The sequence below is a fragment of the Tautonia marina genome, from assembly GCF_009177065.1.
Taxonomy (GTDB): domain Bacteria; phylum Planctomycetota; class Planctomycetia; order Isosphaerales; family Isosphaeraceae; genus Tautonia; species Tautonia marina.
The window spans coordinates 115,508-130,907 of record NZ_WEZF01000001.1 but is presented as its reverse complement, the minus strand read 5'-3'; the positions used below and the strand labels follow the sequence as shown (position 1 = coordinate 130,907).

Here is a 15,400-nt window from a genome sequence, read left to right as displayed (position 1 = left end):
AGAGTCGCGTCCCGAGTGCCTCAGGATCATCGCGAGCTGCCAGGAAAGATCGACTCCCAGTCGCGCTTCATGTCGATGACGACCCAACCGCGATCCGGCGCCTCGTCGAGGGCCCGGTCGAGGCGGCCGACGGGGGACTCGCGATCATAGGCATACTCGCGGTCGGCGTCGGTGTGGTGGACGATCAGGCCGAGGCGGGGGCCGGCCCCAGCGGTCGTCCAGCGCAGCATCTCGTAATCGCCGTCGGAGTTGCCGACGGCCAGGATCGGCCTGCGGCCGATGTGAGACTGGATGCCGACGGGCTTGCCCGGCCCGTCGTCGATGAAGCTGATCCGGGGCTCCCGGACGATCGTCGGCTCATCCCCCTGCATCTCGAAGCGCAGGGCGATGGTGCTGCCGACGACCTGCTGGGTCGGAATCCCGTAGGCAGGCTCGGCGAAGGTGCGGACGAACTCGACACCTCCTCCGGTGACGATGAAGGTCGAGAAGCCGTGACCTCTCAGGAAGTCGACCAGCTCGACCATCGGCTGGTAGGTCAGCTCGGTGTACGGTCGGTCGAAGCGGGGGTGCCGAGCGGTGGCGAGCCAGTCGCGGGCCATCGCCTCAAACGCCTCGGGGGTCATCCCACCGTGGGTCGCGGCGACAAGGTCGGCGATCCCGGCCTCACCGAGGTCGGCGAGGGCCTTGAGGTCGCGGTCGAGGACGGCCTTGAATCCGGGCCGCTCGGCCAGCGTGGGGTCATCCTCGACCATCGCGGCGACCCGGTCGGCGATGAAGGCGGCCTGCACGTAGACCGGGCGCTCGCACCAGAGGGCACCGTCGTTGTCGAAGACCGCGATCCGATCCCCGGGCGGGACGAAGTCGGGCGACCCTTCGGTCGTCACCGCCTCGACAAAGGCGATGATTGCCTCTCGGGCCGGGCTATCGTTCCAGGAAGGCAACGGGTCGTCGGCCTGCGCCGGGGCCGCCAGTCCGATACCGAAGACGAGCGCAAGCAACACGGTCGGGCGAGGGGCGGTCATGGCTGGCGAGTCCTGGAGGCGGCAATCGGCACTCCGACGGAAGCTGGGCGGGCGCTCCGCGATGTCGGGCCGATTGCTCTCGTATTTCGACCTCAGCAATTCATACGGGATGGGGTGGCTGGGGTCGTACGACCCCAGCAGACGAAAGGTGGCCGTCGCAACACCCCCTGGGGTCAGAATGACGACAGCCACCCCGACGAGGCGAAGGGCGATGGGCACTTCACCGCCCAGGAGGCCCGCAATACGCCCCGCAAGCCCTACTCGACACGCGGGGCCTGACGCGGTCCTAGTTGCTCTGCCCCCCCTCCTGAAGCTTCCGCATCACCTCGTCGAGATTGAAGCTGGCCGCCTTCTGGCGGGGCGGGTACTCGATGAAGGTCTTCAGGAAGTTGCCCACGTAGTCCTGCGCCGGGACGAGCAGGAAGACGCGGTCGATCAGCCAGTCGTAGTAGGTGTTCGAGGTGATGTCGGCCCGCTCGTAGGGGTCGGTCCGCAGGTTGAAGATCTTCGGGACCCGCAGGCTGACGAACGGCTCGGCCCAGATCTGGAGCGTGCCCGGCGCACGCTGCTCCAGGAAGACCATCTTCCAGTTATCGAACCGCAGCGCGGTGACCTGCTGGTCGTCGTTGCAATAGATGAAGGACTCGCGAGGGCCCTCCTCCTCCGCCCCGGTGAGGTAGGGCACCAGGTTGTAGCCGTCGAGGTGGACCTTGTAGGTCATGTCGCCGACGGCGTAGCCCTCCAGGAGCTTCTCCTTGATGTCCGGGTCGCCGGCCATGGCCAGGAAGGTCGGCAGCCAGTCGAGGTGCGAGACGATCTCATTCGAGACGCTGCCGGCCTCGATCTTGCCCGGCCAGCGGACCATCGCCGGCACGCGGTAGGCCCCTTCCCAGTTCGAGTTCTTCTCGTTGCGGAACGGGGTCATGGCCGCATCGGGCCAGGTGTTCATGTGCGGGCCGTTGTCGGTGCTGTACATCACGAACGTGTCGTCGGCGAGGCCCAGGCGGTCCAGCGCGTCGAGCACCTGGCCGACGTTCTTGTCGTGGTCGATCATCACGTCGGCATACTCGCTCATCCAGCGCCCGGCCTGGCCGACGCTCTCGGGCTTCGGGTGGGTCCGGAAGTGCATGTGCGTGAAGTTGACCCAGACGAAGAACGGCTCGTCCCCCTCGGCCTTACGCTCGATGAAGTCCACGGCGCGGGCGGCGATGTCGTCGTCGATCGTCTCCATCCGCTTCTTGGTCAACGGGCCAGTGTCCTCGATGACCTGCTTACCGACGCGGCCGAAGCGAGGGTCAACCGTCGGGTCGTCAACATCGGTCGCCTTGGTGTCGAGCACCCCCCGAGGGCCGTACTTCGCCCGGAAGGCGGGGTCCTTCGGGTAGTCGGGATGCTCGGGCTCTTCCTCGGCGTTGAGGTGGTAGAGGTTGCCGTAAAACTCGTCGAAACCGTGGACCGTGGGCAGGTACGCATTGCGGTCGCCCAGGTGGTTCTTGCCGAACTGGCCGGTGGCATAACCCTGCGCCTTCAGCAAGGTCGCGATCGAAGGGTCTTCGGCCTGCAGCCCCAGCTCCGCGCCGGGGAGGCCGACCTTGGTCAGGCCGGTTCGCATGCCGTGCTGTCCGGTCAGGAACGAAGCGCGTCCGGCCGTGCAGCTCTGCTCGCCGTAGTAATCGGTGAAGATCATCCCCTCGCGGGCAACGCGGTCGATGTTCGGCGTGCGGTAGCCCATCAGGCCCATCGTGTAGGCGCTGACGTTGGAGCGGCCGATGTCGTCGCCCCAGATGATGACGATATTCGGCTTCTTCGCATCCTGGGCCGACGCCTCCGGAGCCGGTAGCCCCAGCAATCCGGCACCGAGACCGAGGAGGAGCGCACAAGGGATGCGTTGCAGCGTCCGCTTCATCATACAAGCCTTTTCTGAAAGGTATTGTCAGGGAAAGATGTTCGTCCTGAAACGATCACAATCGACTTCAGAAGAGAAGCTGATTCACGAGCGAGGTGAGGAAACATCACAACAGACCCCTGACCCGGTTTGCAAGATAATTGGTTTTTTTCTGACACCATGAAGCTCTGCCCTCAGCCTCCGCAGCGAGGGGCTGGGCGTTTGCGCCCCTCCTTGGCCGATCCGCTCACTTCTTCGGCCGGAAGGCGGCGATGCGGTCGGGGTTCGTCTCCAGCCGGGGGCCGCCGATCAGGTCGATGCAGTACGGCACGGCGGGCATGACAGCGTCGAGGCATTCGGCGATCGCCCGGGGCTGACCGGGCAGGTTGATGATGAGCGACCGCCCGCGAATGACGGCCGTCTGGCGCGAAAGGATGGCCGTCGGCACCTTGGTGAGCGAGACCTGCCGCATCAGCTCGCCGAAGCCGGGCATCAGCTTCTCGGCCACGTCGATCGTGGCTTCAGGAGTCACGTCCCGGGGAGCGGGTCCGGTGCCTCCGGTGGTGACGATCAGGGGGCAGTCTTCGCGGTCGGCCAACTCCATCAAGGTCGCGGCAATCTGCTCGCGATCGTCGGAGACGAGCCGAGGAACCGGCTCCCAGGCCGAGGTCAAAACCTCGGTGAAGTACTGATGGATGGCCGGGCCGCCGCGGTCCTCGTATTCCCCTCGGCTGGCGCGGTCGGAGACGGTCACGATGCCGATGCGGGCGGGCGGAGTGTCGGTCATGGGTGCGATGGTCCTTCAAGTCGGGAGAGGAAGCCCTGGATTGACCGGCCTATTGTGCAAGCAGGGGAGGCCGATGCACAATCGGCCCGAAGGCTCAACCCTCGGCCCGATCGACCGGACTGGAGCGACCGACCATGCGCCCGCCCTCGCCCCGACCCTCCTCACTGCAGGAGGTCCCCGAGACCTTCGGCCCGGACACCTTTCGCTTGATCGCCCGCGAGGTCCTGCGGCTGGAGATCGAGGACGACCAGATGGAGCCCCTGCGGTCGCTCGTCAACGGCCTGTCCGCGGAACTTGCCCCGATGACCCTGCTCGACCTCGACGGCATCGAGCCGGATGTCGCCTTCGCGCTCGATCCGGAGGGCTGGCCCCGATGATCGACCTCACCCAGACCAACGCCCGAGAGGTCGCCCGTCGGGTCAACGCCGGCGAGTTGAAGGCCGTCGAGGTGGCCCGTTCCGCGCTCGACCGGATCGAGGCCCACAACGCTCGCCTCCGCGCCTTCATCACCGTGACCGCCGAGCAGGCGATGGCCGACGCCGAGGCCGTCGATCGCGCCGTTGCGGCCGGCCAATCCTTCCCCCTGGCCGGGGTCCCCCTGGCCGTGAAGGACGGCTTCTGGACCGAAGGGGTGCGGACGACCAACGGCTCGAACGCCCTGCTCGACTTCGTGCCCGAGGCCGACGCCGAATCGGTCGCCCGCCTGCGCAAGGCCGGTTGCCTGCTGGTCGGCAAGACCTTGATGCACGAATATGCCTATGGGTTTACCAGCCAGAACCCCCACTTCGGCGACGCCCACAACCCCTGGGACCCCGCTCGCGTGCCCGGCGGCAGCACCGGAGGAGGGGCGATTGCCCTGGCCACCGGCATGGCCCTGGCGAGCGTCGGCGGCGATACGGGAGGGTCGGTCCGTCAGCCGTCGGCCCTCTGCGGAGTGGTCGGCCTGAAGGTGACGTACGGCCGGGTCAGCCGACACGGCGGGATTCCCCTGAGCTGGTCGATGGACACCGTCGGCCCAATGACCCGGACGGTCGATGACGCGGCCCTGATGCTCAGCGTCATGGCCGGGGCCGACCCGAAGGACCCGACCACCCTGCCCGCCCCGGCGCTCCCCGATCCGATCATGCCGGACGGGGCCAGCGACCTGCGAGGGCTTCGCATCGGCGTGCCGACGGGCTTCTTCTTCGACGTGGCCGAGCCGGAGGTGGCCGCCTCGGTCCGCGATGCGGTCGAGGTCCTACGAGGGCTCGGGGCTGCGATCGTCGAGGTCCCCTTCCCCGCCCCCGAATTCGCCCGAGCGGCCCACCGGGCGATCATCTTCACCGAGGCCGCCGCGGCCCACGAATCGACCGCAAGGCACATGAACAATGGCCTGAGCGATGAGGTCCGCAACCTCCTGCTTGCCGGCCTCTTTTTCACCGGCAACCAGTACCTCGACGGTCAGCGGGTGCGCCGGGTGGTCATCGACGAGTACCGAACTCTCTGGCGATCGTTCGACGTGCTCGCCACGCCGACCAGCCCGATCGTCGCCACACCGATCGGGGTGCAAGAGGTCGAGGCCGGGGGACAAATGACACCCCTGGTTCAACTTTACCTTGATCATACGTTGCCCTTTAACCTGACCGGCCAGCCGGCCCTGTCGGTCCCGTGCGGGTTCTCACGCTCGGGATTGCCGATCGGCCTGCAACTCGTTGGCCGACCGTGGGACGAGGCGACCTTGCTGCGGGTCGGGGCTGCATACCAAGGGGCCACCCACTGGACCGATCGGGTGCCGCCGGGCCTCTGAGCCAGGCGCCATGAGCCCGACACGATCATCTGATCCTCTTCGACTGTGCGTCATCTCCCGAAGGAGCCGGACCGATGTTTGACCTGCCCGCCATTCAGGACTCCCTCTGCCAGTTCGGCTTCGACGGCTGGCTCCTGTACGACTTCCGGGGGAACAACGTGCTGTCCCGGCGGGTCCTCGATCTGGCCCACCGGCCGACCGGGTCGCGGCGCTTCTTCTACTTCATCCCCAAGCAAGGGGAGCCGAAAAAGCTCGTCCATCGGATCGAGCCGGGGGCCCTCGACCACCTGCCGGGCGAGGCGACCGTCTACCTGCGCTGGCAGGAGCTGGAGGCCGGGGTCCAGGCGATGCTCGGCGGATCGAAGCGGGTGGCGATGGAATACGCCCCTCGGGTCTCAAACCCGTACATCGCCCGGATCGACGCCGGGGTCATCGAGCTGGTCCGCTCGTTCGGGGTCGAGGTCGAGCCCTCGGGCGACCTGATCCAGCAGTTCGAGGCGTCTTGGACCGACGAGCAATGGGCGATGCACCAGGAGGCGACCCGCGTCACGACCGAGGCCTTCAACATCGCCTTCGGCCTGATCGCCGAGCGAACCGCCGGGGGCGGCTCGATCCGGGAGACCGAGGTCCAGCGCCTGATCCTCGACCACTTTGAGCGCCACGACCTGACGACCTACTCGCCGCCGATCGTCGGGGTCGGGCCCCACAGCGGCGACCCGCACTATGAGCCGAAGGCCGGTCAGGACGCCGAGATCCGCGAGGGGGATTTCGTCCTGATCGACCTCTGGGGCAAGTGCGACCGGCCGGGGGGCGTCTACAGCGACCTGACCCGCGTCGGCTTCGTCGGGACCGAGGTGCCCGAGCAGTTCGAAACCATTTTCCAGATCGTCGCCCGGGCCCGAGACGCCGCGATTGCCCGCGTCCGGAACGCCTTCCAGACCAGGACACCCTTGCGCGGCTTCGAGGTCGATGACGCCGCTCGCCACGAGATCGAGGCCGCCGGCTACGGCGAGGCGTTCATCCACCGGACCGGCCACAGCATCGGCGAGGAAACGCACGGCAACGGTGCGAACATGGACAACCTCGAAACCCACGAAACGCGCCTGGTCCTCCCTCGAACCTGTTTCTCGATCGAGCCGGGGATCTATCTGCCCGAGTTCGGGGTTCGCTCCGAGGTCGATGTTTTCATCGACGCCGGCGGTGAGGTCCACGTCACCGGCGGCTTGCAAACCCGCGTCCTGCCGATCCTGAGCGACCCGACCGCCTCGGGCCAGTAAGGGCGACCGTCGGTGCGCCTCGGATGCGCGGCTCGGTGCGCCGTAAATCGGCAGACGAAACCACGCGTAACTCCATACCCTGAAAGACGTTTCCCATCTCCTCCGCCCGTTTGTTTCGGGAATTCGGAGACAGCCTTCGCCCGAATTGCGCCCGGCTCGCGGACGAGTCGCCTCGAACGCGACGGCCGGGCGAGGTGCGCCCGACGACGCACTGGCGGTGCGCCAGGAACCAAAGCCGCAAGCCATTTGAAAAACAGAGGTTATCGCGATCCAGGCTGTTCGTTTCGGGAAACGAGGGTTGGAGGCTTGGCTTTTGTTTCGAACGAGCCGGGGTGGGCGATCGGGGACGTGTGCCGAATTGTCAAGGAGCATGAAACAGGGGAGCGCGATTCGCGGCTCGGGAGGAAACACGGACGGCAAAGGAAGGCCGCGGAGGATCGAGCGAGAGGTTCAAGCGCGCCCTCGTCACTCTCTATGAATCTCGTGATTGGGAGGAGCGGCAGTCACTTTTTGTTTCGAGGAATCGAAGACGCAAGGCAAGGCCGGGCGGGAGCGGATCGGCAAGGGGTGTTGCCTCGATTCACCGAGCAGCGTTGTTTTCATGCATGGAAGGACACGACGCCGACACGGTCGGGGTAGAGAAGGTCGAGGGCCGGATGGACTCTCGGTGAGTCGACGCCACGGCGTTCGGTTCGACGCAAGCCACGACGGGGGGAAACTCGCCGTCCGAGCAGCGTTCTCGGGAGCCCATCGGGCAACTGCGGGGACTTCGCCCCTCCCCTGGGTACTCGATCCTTGAAGGAGTGACCAACGTTCATGGTTCGTCGATCCATCGTTCTCGGAATGGCGGCCTTGCTAGGGCTGGGCGTTCAGGCTCAGGCGGGGCAAATCTACGTCAACTCTCCCTTGGTGACGATCGACTCGGTCGGCGGCACCGTGGCCAATGCCAAGTATCGCCTGTCGAACACGGGCTTTGATGTGAGCATCGACAATGCTCCCAGCCTTGTTACCGCGGCCGACCAGGTGACGGCCACGCTGGGCAACGTGGCCACGACCAGCGGCCAGGTGTTCGACTTCCTGCTGGAACACCGCGCCGGCGAGGGAATCGTCTTCAGTCTCGACGGGCCGGGATCGCTCGATCGGACGGTCTCGTGGGGCACGTTCACCAGCAGTCCGGGAGGCTCGAACAAGGCCACGCTGAATGGCAAGCTGCCCCCGTTGGCCTTCAACTCGCTGGTGCTGAGCGCTCGGGCGACGCAGGCGGGCTCGTCGTTCGCATTCGACGACCTGAGCTTCTCCGGCGCCGGTCTGTCGCTCGTCGATGGCGGCTTCCTGTCGGGCACGGTCACGCCCAGCAGCGGCGATCCGCTGGGCTTTGTCAATCAACGGCTGTATTCCAGCGTAAACCTGGCCAATGTCGACTGGACCCTGACCGGGAGGATTTCGGGCACCAAGCTGCTGACCGGCGGCGACGAGACGGTGCGGTTCAATGTCGGGTTCCAGCAGGTGACGGCAACGGTCGTGCCCGAACCGTCAACACTGGCGATGGCCGGAATCGGCTCGGTGGCGCTGGCCGGAATCGGTCTGCACCGCCGACGACGACAGCGGCAGGCCAACCCGAGCTGACCCGCTCACCCCCCCGTACTGAGACGCCGGTGTAGGAGGTCTTAGCGTAGCGGGCTTGACGATCGCCGGTGTCTCCACGGTTCCTGCCGCGGCGAGGGCAAAGGTCTTAGCGTATGCCGGCGGCAGGGCCGTTGTATTAAAGGAATTCTGTTGCGTTGGGACGTGTTGTGAGTTCTGGGTGGAAGCGACTCTAAGATGCGATCGGAAGGGCCGGGCCGGGTGGGACATGCGATCCCTCCAGGCCCGGCCCCTTTTGTTCAGGCGGAGAGCAGGCTGCGCGCGGCCCCCGGAGCGGCGGAAAGGCGCTGGTAACGCATGGTCATAAACGAGATCCAGGTGCCATCGTCAGAGAGGAGCTGCGATCGCATGATCCGGTGATCGTCGTCGACGAGTTCGATGATGTCCTGATACTTCGAAAGCCCGGCGCCGGAGAAGCTCGGGCCTTCGGCATCGAGCGTGAGGATACGAGAATCGGCGTCGAGGGAGCCCTGGTAGGACCAGAGGTACGTCATCACCGAGGCGACGAAGGTGCCAGTGAAGCGGCCGGCCGCCGGGTCGAAGCCGAGGGTCATCATGGAAGTCGTCGGCTGACCGTCGGGCGTCGTGCCCTGGATCTCGGCCACCGTCCAGAGGCCCCCGAGCGACCGGACCACCTCGGTCCCGCTTGTGGTCATCGGCGGCTGGTCCGGACCCATGAGACACTCCATCTCATACGACCATTCCCCAACGAGCGCATCGAGCCAGCGGTGCTCGCGGCTGGGTTCCGATTGCATCGATCCCTCCTTCGCTCAGCGCGTCACGAAGCGATTCCCGGACACGCGGGCCCGGCCCGACCTGTCCACACGAACAGATGCCGACCGGATTCGTGACGTTCTCCCACACCATCGGCAATCTGTCAACAGACGTACACTCAAAATCCGGAAAACTGTCGATGCGTTTGCCGAGAAAGGGCTCGTGGATCACCGCCAACGAGGAAGGAACGACGGGGCGATCCGTCAGGCTGAACCCAGCGACGGGGCAGACGGATGCCCCCTGAACCGGTGGGAAGAATCGATCCGTACCGATGGGGCGAGATGCCCCGTCGGCACGGTCGGATCAGACCGTCACACGAGTGCGAGCGGGTCGCGTCGATCAGTTGCCGACAGGGGCTTTCTTCAGGACAAAGAGGTGCTGCGATGGGGTTTTGGGCTCGAACGATTCGGGGTAGTCGGTGCCGCCGAACTCGTAGATGAGGGTGACCTCGGTGCCGTCGGACTTGGCCAGGGCCTTGGCCTTGGCGCCGACGGCGTCTTCCATCAGCGAGGACTTGACGATTTCCATCGTGGCCTTGTAGGTGCCATCTTCGGGTTCGTCGTCGATGACGTAGCGGATCTCGAACTGAACGGTCCCGTCGGCGCCGATCAGGGAGAGCTTCCCGTCCTCGATCTTGACGGTGTTGTCCTTCAGCTCATCGGCGGAGATTTTCTGGTCGCCGCGTTGGCCCTTGACGTAGGAGTAGGTTCCGAACGGATCTTGCGCACCGGCAAGCCCCGGAGCGAGGAGCATGGCCACCAGGCCGGGAATCAGCAGCCGAGCGATCATGTGAAGGTTCCTTTTCGATGAGGGAGACAGCTCTAGCAAGGCAGGTCGGCGACCGAGCGGAGCGCGACCTCCTCGGCGATCCGATCATACCCGCTCGGGGGGCTTCGGGCGCGGGTCGGCCGGGAATCGGTCGGCGCGGAGCGACCACCACGAGGCCAGGGCCGTGCCGGTGAACATGCAGCCGAAGGTGTACAGGGCGCACGGAATAGCCGCGGCGGGGCGGTCAGGAAAGAGGGTCAGGGCCATCGTCGTGCCCAGGCCGGCGTTCTGCATGCCGACTTCGAGGGTCAGGGCACGCCGCATCGGCGGGTCGATCCGGAGCAACCGACCGCCCAGGTTCCCGGCCAGATAGCCGAGCAGGTTCACCGTGAGCAAGGCGGCCAGCAGCCGGGGACTCGGCCCGGCAATTCGGTCGCGGTTACCGGCCACGACGACGGCGATGATCCACAAGATCACCAGGTTCGCCACCAGCGAGGCGATCGGCCCGTCGAGCCGATGCCGACGCGGCAGCGATCGGCCGATCGCGTGGCCGAGGCCGACCGGCAAAACCACGAACACGGCCAGTTGCCGCATGGCCTCGACCGTCGGGAAGTCGACCGAGACGGCGCCGAGCGTCCAGCGGAGCACCAAGGGAACAACCAGCGGCGAGGCGAGGGTCGCCGCCGTGGTCAGGCCGACGGAGTAACTGACGTTGCCTCGGGCCATCAGGGTCAGGACGTTCGAGGCCATCGCCCCCGGCACGCAGCCGACGAGCATCAGGCCGACCGTGGCGTCGGCATCGAGCCGGGCGACGCTGGCCGTGGCCACGGCCAATAACGGCATGCTGACATACTGAATCGCCGTGCCGCCAAGGACGCTTGGCCATCGCAAGGCGACCTGAGCCACCTCGTCCCCCGGCAATCGCCAGCCGATGGCGAACATCGCCAGCGCGATCAAGGCCCACAAGGCCCCCCGGCTGGCGAGGAAGGGGTCAAACGCCTCAGCGCCGAAGAGCCCCGGCCAGGCATAGGCCAGGGACGAGAGGATCACCAGCGAGAGCAGCAGCAGGAGAGATCGCATGACGAAAGCCACACATCAAAACCACTTTGGATCGTCGGCCACGCCGGGAACGCCAGGTGAGGGGGAGGTGCGTCTTCGAGGACGCGACGGCACCCGACGGGGCCACCCTCAGAGGCCCCCGGTGCCGGATCGGCGATCGAGGGCGGGGTCGGTCCCCCAGCCGAGTTTGTCGCGGAGGGTCCGATAGAACAAATGGCCGGAGAGGCGGACCATCGGGAACGGGGTTTCGCCGCGACGGACGGCGAGGCGATCGCCGGGAGCGAGCGGTTGCTGCACCTGGCCGTCGATGACAGCGGTGACGGCCTGCCCCTCGGTCAGCCTCGGGATGACCTCGTACCACTTGTGCGAGGCATCGACCAGGGGACGCTGGGTGAGCGTGTGAGCACAGATCGGCGTGATGACGAACATCTGGGCGTTCGGCGGCAGGATGGGGCCGCCGGCCGAGAGGCTGTGGCCGGTCGAGCCGACCGGCGTGGCCAGGATCAGGCCGTCCCCTCGGTAGCTGATGACGCTCTCGCCGTCGATCCGCAGGCCCAGCTCGATCAGGTGAAAGGGAGGCGCGGCCCGCAGGACGACATCGTTGAGCCCGCGAAACATGAGGGTCTGGCCATCGGGCCGACGGATGGTGCAATCGAGCGTCATGAGGTTCTCGACCGTGAAGCGCCGCGCGGCGAGGTCGCCCAGACGATCGCGGAGACCGGTCGGGGTCAGGTCGGCCAGGAAGCCGAGCCGCCCGAGATTGACGCCGAGCACCGGGATCGGGTGGTCCCCCATGCGTCGAGCCGTGTGCAAGACGGTGCCGTCTCCGCCGAGAACCAGGGCAATATCGGCCTCCAGCCCCGAGAGGTCGGACTCGCTTCCCAGATCGAAAACGGCCAGCGTCAGCCCCGGCTGCCCCTCGACCTCCGCGACCAGTCCTTTCGACACCGCGATCACATCGGGCTTGGTGGCGTTGCCGAGCACGGCAATCCGCAACGGTTCGGCAGGCGTGCTGCTGGGCTCGGACATGAAGGGCTCCGAATCGAGGCACAAGGGAGAGGAGGCGCGAGGGGTTGCGATCGATCGGCCAGGCTCAGGGATCGGCTGGATCTCGGGCACCGCGTCCCAGGGCGACCGGGTTCGCAATTGCCTCGGCCTGGTCGGGAAGCGTGACGCGGTAAGGGGAGAACCGGGGGTCGGGCTCGGGGTAATCGGTGCTGACGAACTGAGCGCCACTGGCGAAGGCCCGGTCACGCTGGGTCGTGTCGCCCGATCGGGCCTGACGGGTGTTGGCATCGGCTCGGGTCCGGACGAGGAAACCGGCCCGGACGAGTGCCTGGATGTCGTCGAACTGCGCGATCGGGTCGTTCCGCTTGAACCAGGAGGCGGCGGGGTGATCGGTGCTTCCGGCGTCGGCGAACATCACGCGCCCGGCGAGGTTCGGGTGCTCGTCGAGATAGAGGTCCCGGATCGCGTCGGTGTTGTCGAGCGCGAAGACCACCCGGCCGCGGACCTCGGCCAGCCGGGGCCAGCCTCGGGTCTGGAGGGCGTCGGGAAGGGTGTCGAACTCGCCTCGAACGTTGTCGGGGGTGAGCAGATGCTCGGGCTCGAAGGCCGATCGGAGGGTTTGCTCGATCGTGTCGAGGGCCTCGGCGTCGATCGGGGCCGGCGGGGAAAGACCCGGCACGGCGCGGTCTTTCAGCTCGATGAGAATGAGGATGGGCAGGTGATCGGGATTGGCCTTCGACCAGTCGCGGACCTGAGCGAGGGCATCGGCCAGGGTCGAGGCGGTGGTCAGGTAGTCGATGTCCTGCACGTGGAGGACCTTCGGGCCGGGTTGGTCGAGGACTCCGTTTCGGTTCGGGTCGGGGCCGGGGTCTTCGCCGCGTTCGATGAGGGCCGCGCGGGCCATCGGACGGGCATAGAGGCCGCCATTGGGGTCGGCGAAGACGTCCAGCTCGATCTGACGGATCCGGAGCCTGCCGAACTGCTCGGCCAGGGGACGATGCGAGTAGTCGAGCGCCTCGGCTTGCCGGGGGCTGAGCGTGGCGATCGAGGCCATCACGCCGGGACTGGGAGCGAGGTGGTACGAGTTGTGAGTGCCGATGACCTGGACCTGATTCAGGCGGAGGTCGTCGGTGATCGGATCGGACGCACCATCGCCGACGGTCGGCAGCACGAGCGAAACGAGAAGCCACGGGACGATCATTCGGGGCCGTCTCCAGAGATCCAAAAAAAAGGGGGGTCGGGCCTGATGCGGTGGTCAGGATCGGGCAGGCCGCTCCCCCTCTTGCCCGGAGGATGGAAGGCCGGTCGTGATCCTCATTCTAGCGAGCCCGAGGGCCCAGGTCCCACCAGAGACGACCAGAGTGAGGGACGTTTCCGATTCAGGGCCCGGCGGTTGGGGGCTGCGTTGCGAGGCCGGGGGATGACTTGCTAGACTGAATCGTGCGCAAGAAGCGACAGTGGCGATCATATCGACCGAATCCCGCCCGGTTCCCCCCGCGAGTGGACCGCCATGTCCGATCCGTTCTCCTGGTCGATCAGCCTGGGCCGTTGGGTGGGTATCCCGGTCCGGTTGCATTTCCTGCTGATTGTCTTTGTGGTCGTGAAGCTGCTGGGGGCGACCCTGCTCGACGGCGAGGGGGAGGTCGATCTCCTGGAAACGCTCGCCTGGCTGGGCTTGCTGGCCCTGGCGCTCGGCGTGCATGAACTGGGGCACGCGGCGGCCAGCTATCGGCTCGAACTGGAGCCGGACGACGTGCGGCTCTGGCCCCTCGGGAACTTCCAGGGACCGCAGCCGGTGTCGATCGCCCGCGCCCGAGAGTCGATGGCCGTGGCCCTGGCCGGCCCGCTCACAAGTCTCAGTGTGGCCGCGATCCTCGGCGTCGGCCTGCTCTTTGCCGATGCCCGGATGACCCTCAACCCCTTCGGATCGGGCGGATCGGGCAGCGGGGCGCCGACCATCGCCGGAGAGCCGGCCGAGGCGCTCGGCGCGATCTGGCTGGTCGGCTGGTTCGCCTACCTCAACTGGGTTTTGTTCCTGGCGAACCTGATTCCGGCCCTGCCGCTCGATGGCGGACGGGTCTTGCGGGCGTATCTGGCCGGGCCGTCGCTGACGACCACGCGAGACGGCCTGATCGCGCCGTGGATGGCCCGGTCGTTCGCCGTCTTGCTGGCGATCATCGGGGTGATCCGCCTGCTGTTCTTCTCCGAAAACGCCGGAGGGGTCGAGCTGATCGGCCTGGCGATCCTCATCGAGCTGATGGTCCGCTTCGAAATGCGGATGCTCGAAGACGGGGGCTTCTACGAGGACAACCTGTTCGGCTACGACTTCTCGGAAGGCTACACGAGCCTCGAAGGCAGCGGCCCGAAGGTCCGCCCGTACCGCGAGAACGCCCTGGCCCGCTGGCGTCGGCGACGCTCGGAAGCGCGGCGGCATCGGCAGTCGATCAAGGAGGCCGCCGAGGAGCGCCGGATGGACGAGATCCTGGCCAAGATCCACGACCACGGCCGCGATGCCCTGACACCGGAGGAACAGCGCTTCCTCACCCGCGTCAGCACGAAGTATCGCAAGCGGCCACGGTCGAAGGGCTGATCGGTGATGATCGGCCCGCTCTTGCTCGACGCCGCGATGGGGACCCGCCTGATCGCCCGGGGGCTCGACCTGACCCGAGACGACCCGAGCCTCTGGAACCTCGATCACCCGGAGGCCGTGGCCGCGATCCACCGGCTCGATGTCGAGGCCGGGGCCGATGCCTTGACAACCAACTCCTTCGGCGCAAACCGAGCATGGCTGAGCCGCTACGGCCGGGCCGCCGACGTGGCGGCGATCAACCGCCAGGCCGCGACCCTCGCCCGCGAGGCCGCCGGCCCCGATCGGCTCGTGCTCGGCTGCATCGGCCCGACCGCCCCCGGCACCGAGGACGAGGCCGAACAGGCCCGGCTGCTCGCCGACGCGGGGGTCGATGCGCTCCTGCTGGAAACGAACGCCACGGCCGAACCCATCGGCGATCGCCTGCGAGCGTTGCACGCGGTCGTCGGCCTGCCGATGATCGTCACCTACGCCCTGGTGGCCGACGACGATCCGTTGCCGGAACTCGACGTCGATCCGAACGAGGTCGGGCTCCAGGCGATCGGCTGGAACTGCATCCCGCCCGAGCGGGCCGTCACGTTGCCCGATCGGCTTCGACGCCCCGTCAAGCTCCCTCTGATCTTCCGTCCTTCAGGGGGCGGCTGGATGGACGAAATCCCCCGCCTGCTCGATCACGGCGTCCGGTACTTCGGCGGCTGCTGCGGCACGACCGAGGCCGACGTGGCCGACTTACGACGGGCCCTCGGCCCGCGTCGATCGACGGAGCAATCGGGGTAGCCCGATCGGCCGATCCGTGGTAAACC

The 15,400-nt window shown here is 66.9% G+C and carries 14 protein-coding genes; 6 read left to right on the top strand and 8 right to left on the bottom strand.

What is annotated here, in order from left to right; genetic code table 11:
* Positions 1-26: 26 nt before the first annotated feature.
* The 3 genes from GA615_RS00540 to mog form a co-directional block, all read right to left on the bottom strand.
* Positions 27-1,022 (bottom strand): HAD family hydrolase, encoded by a 996-nt coding sequence (locus GA615_RS00540; protein ID WP_152049308.1) that lies wholly within the window; start codon positions 1,020-1,022, stop codon positions 27-29.
* Between the two features lie 286 nt (positions 1,023-1,308).
* Positions 1,309-2,931: an arylsulfatase gene (locus GA615_RS00535; RefSeq protein ID WP_201750066.1), complete on the bottom strand. Its 1,623-nt coding sequence runs from the start codon at positions 2,929-2,931 to the stop codon at positions 1,309-1,311.
* A 223-nt stretch (positions 2,932-3,154) separates the two neighbouring features.
* Positions 3,155-3,694, bottom strand: a complete 540-nt coding sequence (gene mog / locus GA615_RS00530) for a molybdopterin adenylyltransferase (protein ID WP_152049307.1) — start codon at positions 3,692-3,694, stop codon at positions 3,155-3,157.
* Between the two features lie 134 nt (positions 3,695-3,828).
* Between mog and GA615_RS27295 the strand changes: the two genes are divergently transcribed.
* The 4 genes from GA615_RS27295 (at position 3,829) to GA615_RS00515 (ending at position 8,383) form a co-directional block, all read left to right on the top strand.
* Complete coding sequence (locus GA615_RS27295; RefSeq protein ID WP_161602083.1) at positions 3,829-4,071, top strand: hypothetical protein; 243 nt, start codon at positions 3,829-3,831, stop codon at positions 4,069-4,071.
* Positions 4,068-5,480, top strand: coding sequence for an amidase (locus GA615_RS00525; protein WP_161602082.1), 1,413 nt, complete (start codon positions 4,068-4,070; stop codon positions 5,478-5,480). Before GA615_RS27295 ends, GA615_RS00525 begins: the two co-directional genes overlap by 4 nt.
* A 74-nt stretch (positions 5,481-5,554) precedes the next feature.
* A complete protein-coding gene (locus GA615_RS00520) occupies positions 5,555-6,757 on the top strand; it encodes a M24 family metallopeptidase (RefSeq protein ID WP_152049305.1) in 1,203 nt (400 codons plus the stop codon).
* A gap of 816 nt (positions 6,758-7,573) precedes the next feature.
* On the top strand, positions 7,574-8,383 hold the full coding sequence (locus tag GA615_RS00515; RefSeq protein ID WP_152049304.1) for a PEP-CTERM sorting domain-containing protein: 810 nt from the start codon (positions 7,574-7,576) through the stop codon (positions 8,381-8,383).
* 257 nt (positions 8,384-8,640) lie between these two features.
* Here GA615_RS00515 and GA615_RS00510 read toward each other — a convergent pair whose 3' ends face one another.
* The 5 genes from GA615_RS00510 to GA615_RS00490 form a co-directional block, all read right to left on the bottom strand.
* Positions 8,641-9,156 carry a DUF1579 domain-containing protein gene (locus GA615_RS00510; RefSeq protein WP_152049303.1) on the bottom strand — a complete coding sequence of 172 codons (516 nt, stop codon included), beginning with the start codon at positions 9,154-9,156 and terminating at the stop codon, positions 8,641-8,643.
* Between the two features lie 358 nt (positions 9,157-9,514).
* Positions 9,515-9,964, bottom strand: coding sequence for a hypothetical protein (locus GA615_RS00505; RefSeq protein WP_152049302.1), 450 nt, complete (start codon positions 9,962-9,964; stop codon positions 9,515-9,517).
* 84 nt (positions 9,965-10,048) lie between these two features.
* A complete protein-coding gene (locus GA615_RS00500) occupies positions 10,049-11,023 on the bottom strand; it encodes a bile acid:sodium symporter family protein (protein WP_152049301.1) in 975 nt (324 codons plus the stop codon).
* Between the two features lie 108 nt (positions 11,024-11,131).
* Positions 11,132-12,031 (bottom strand): NAD(+)/NADH kinase, encoded by a 900-nt coding sequence (locus tag GA615_RS00495; protein WP_152049300.1) that lies wholly within the window; start codon positions 12,029-12,031, stop codon positions 11,132-11,134.
* 64 nt (positions 12,032-12,095) lie between these two features.
* Positions 12,096-13,211, bottom strand: a complete 1,116-nt coding sequence (locus GA615_RS00490; protein WP_152049299.1) for a Ca2+-dependent phosphoinositide-specific phospholipase C — start codon at positions 13,209-13,211, stop codon at positions 12,096-12,098.
* Positions 13,212-13,520: 309 nt separating this feature from the next.
* Between GA615_RS00490 and GA615_RS00485 the strand changes: the two genes are divergently transcribed.
* Together GA615_RS00485 and GA615_RS00480 are read left to right on the top strand one after the other, a co-directional pair.
* Entirely contained in the window at positions 13,521-14,600 is a 1,080-nt protein-coding gene (locus GA615_RS00485; RefSeq protein ID WP_152049298.1) for a site-2 protease family protein, read from the top strand.
* A 6-nt stretch (positions 14,601-14,606) separates the two neighbouring features.
* A complete protein-coding gene (locus GA615_RS00480; protein ID WP_152049297.1) occupies positions 14,607-15,374 on the top strand; it encodes a homocysteine S-methyltransferase family protein in 768 nt (255 codons plus the stop codon).
* Positions 15,375-15,400: the final 26 nt, after the last annotated feature.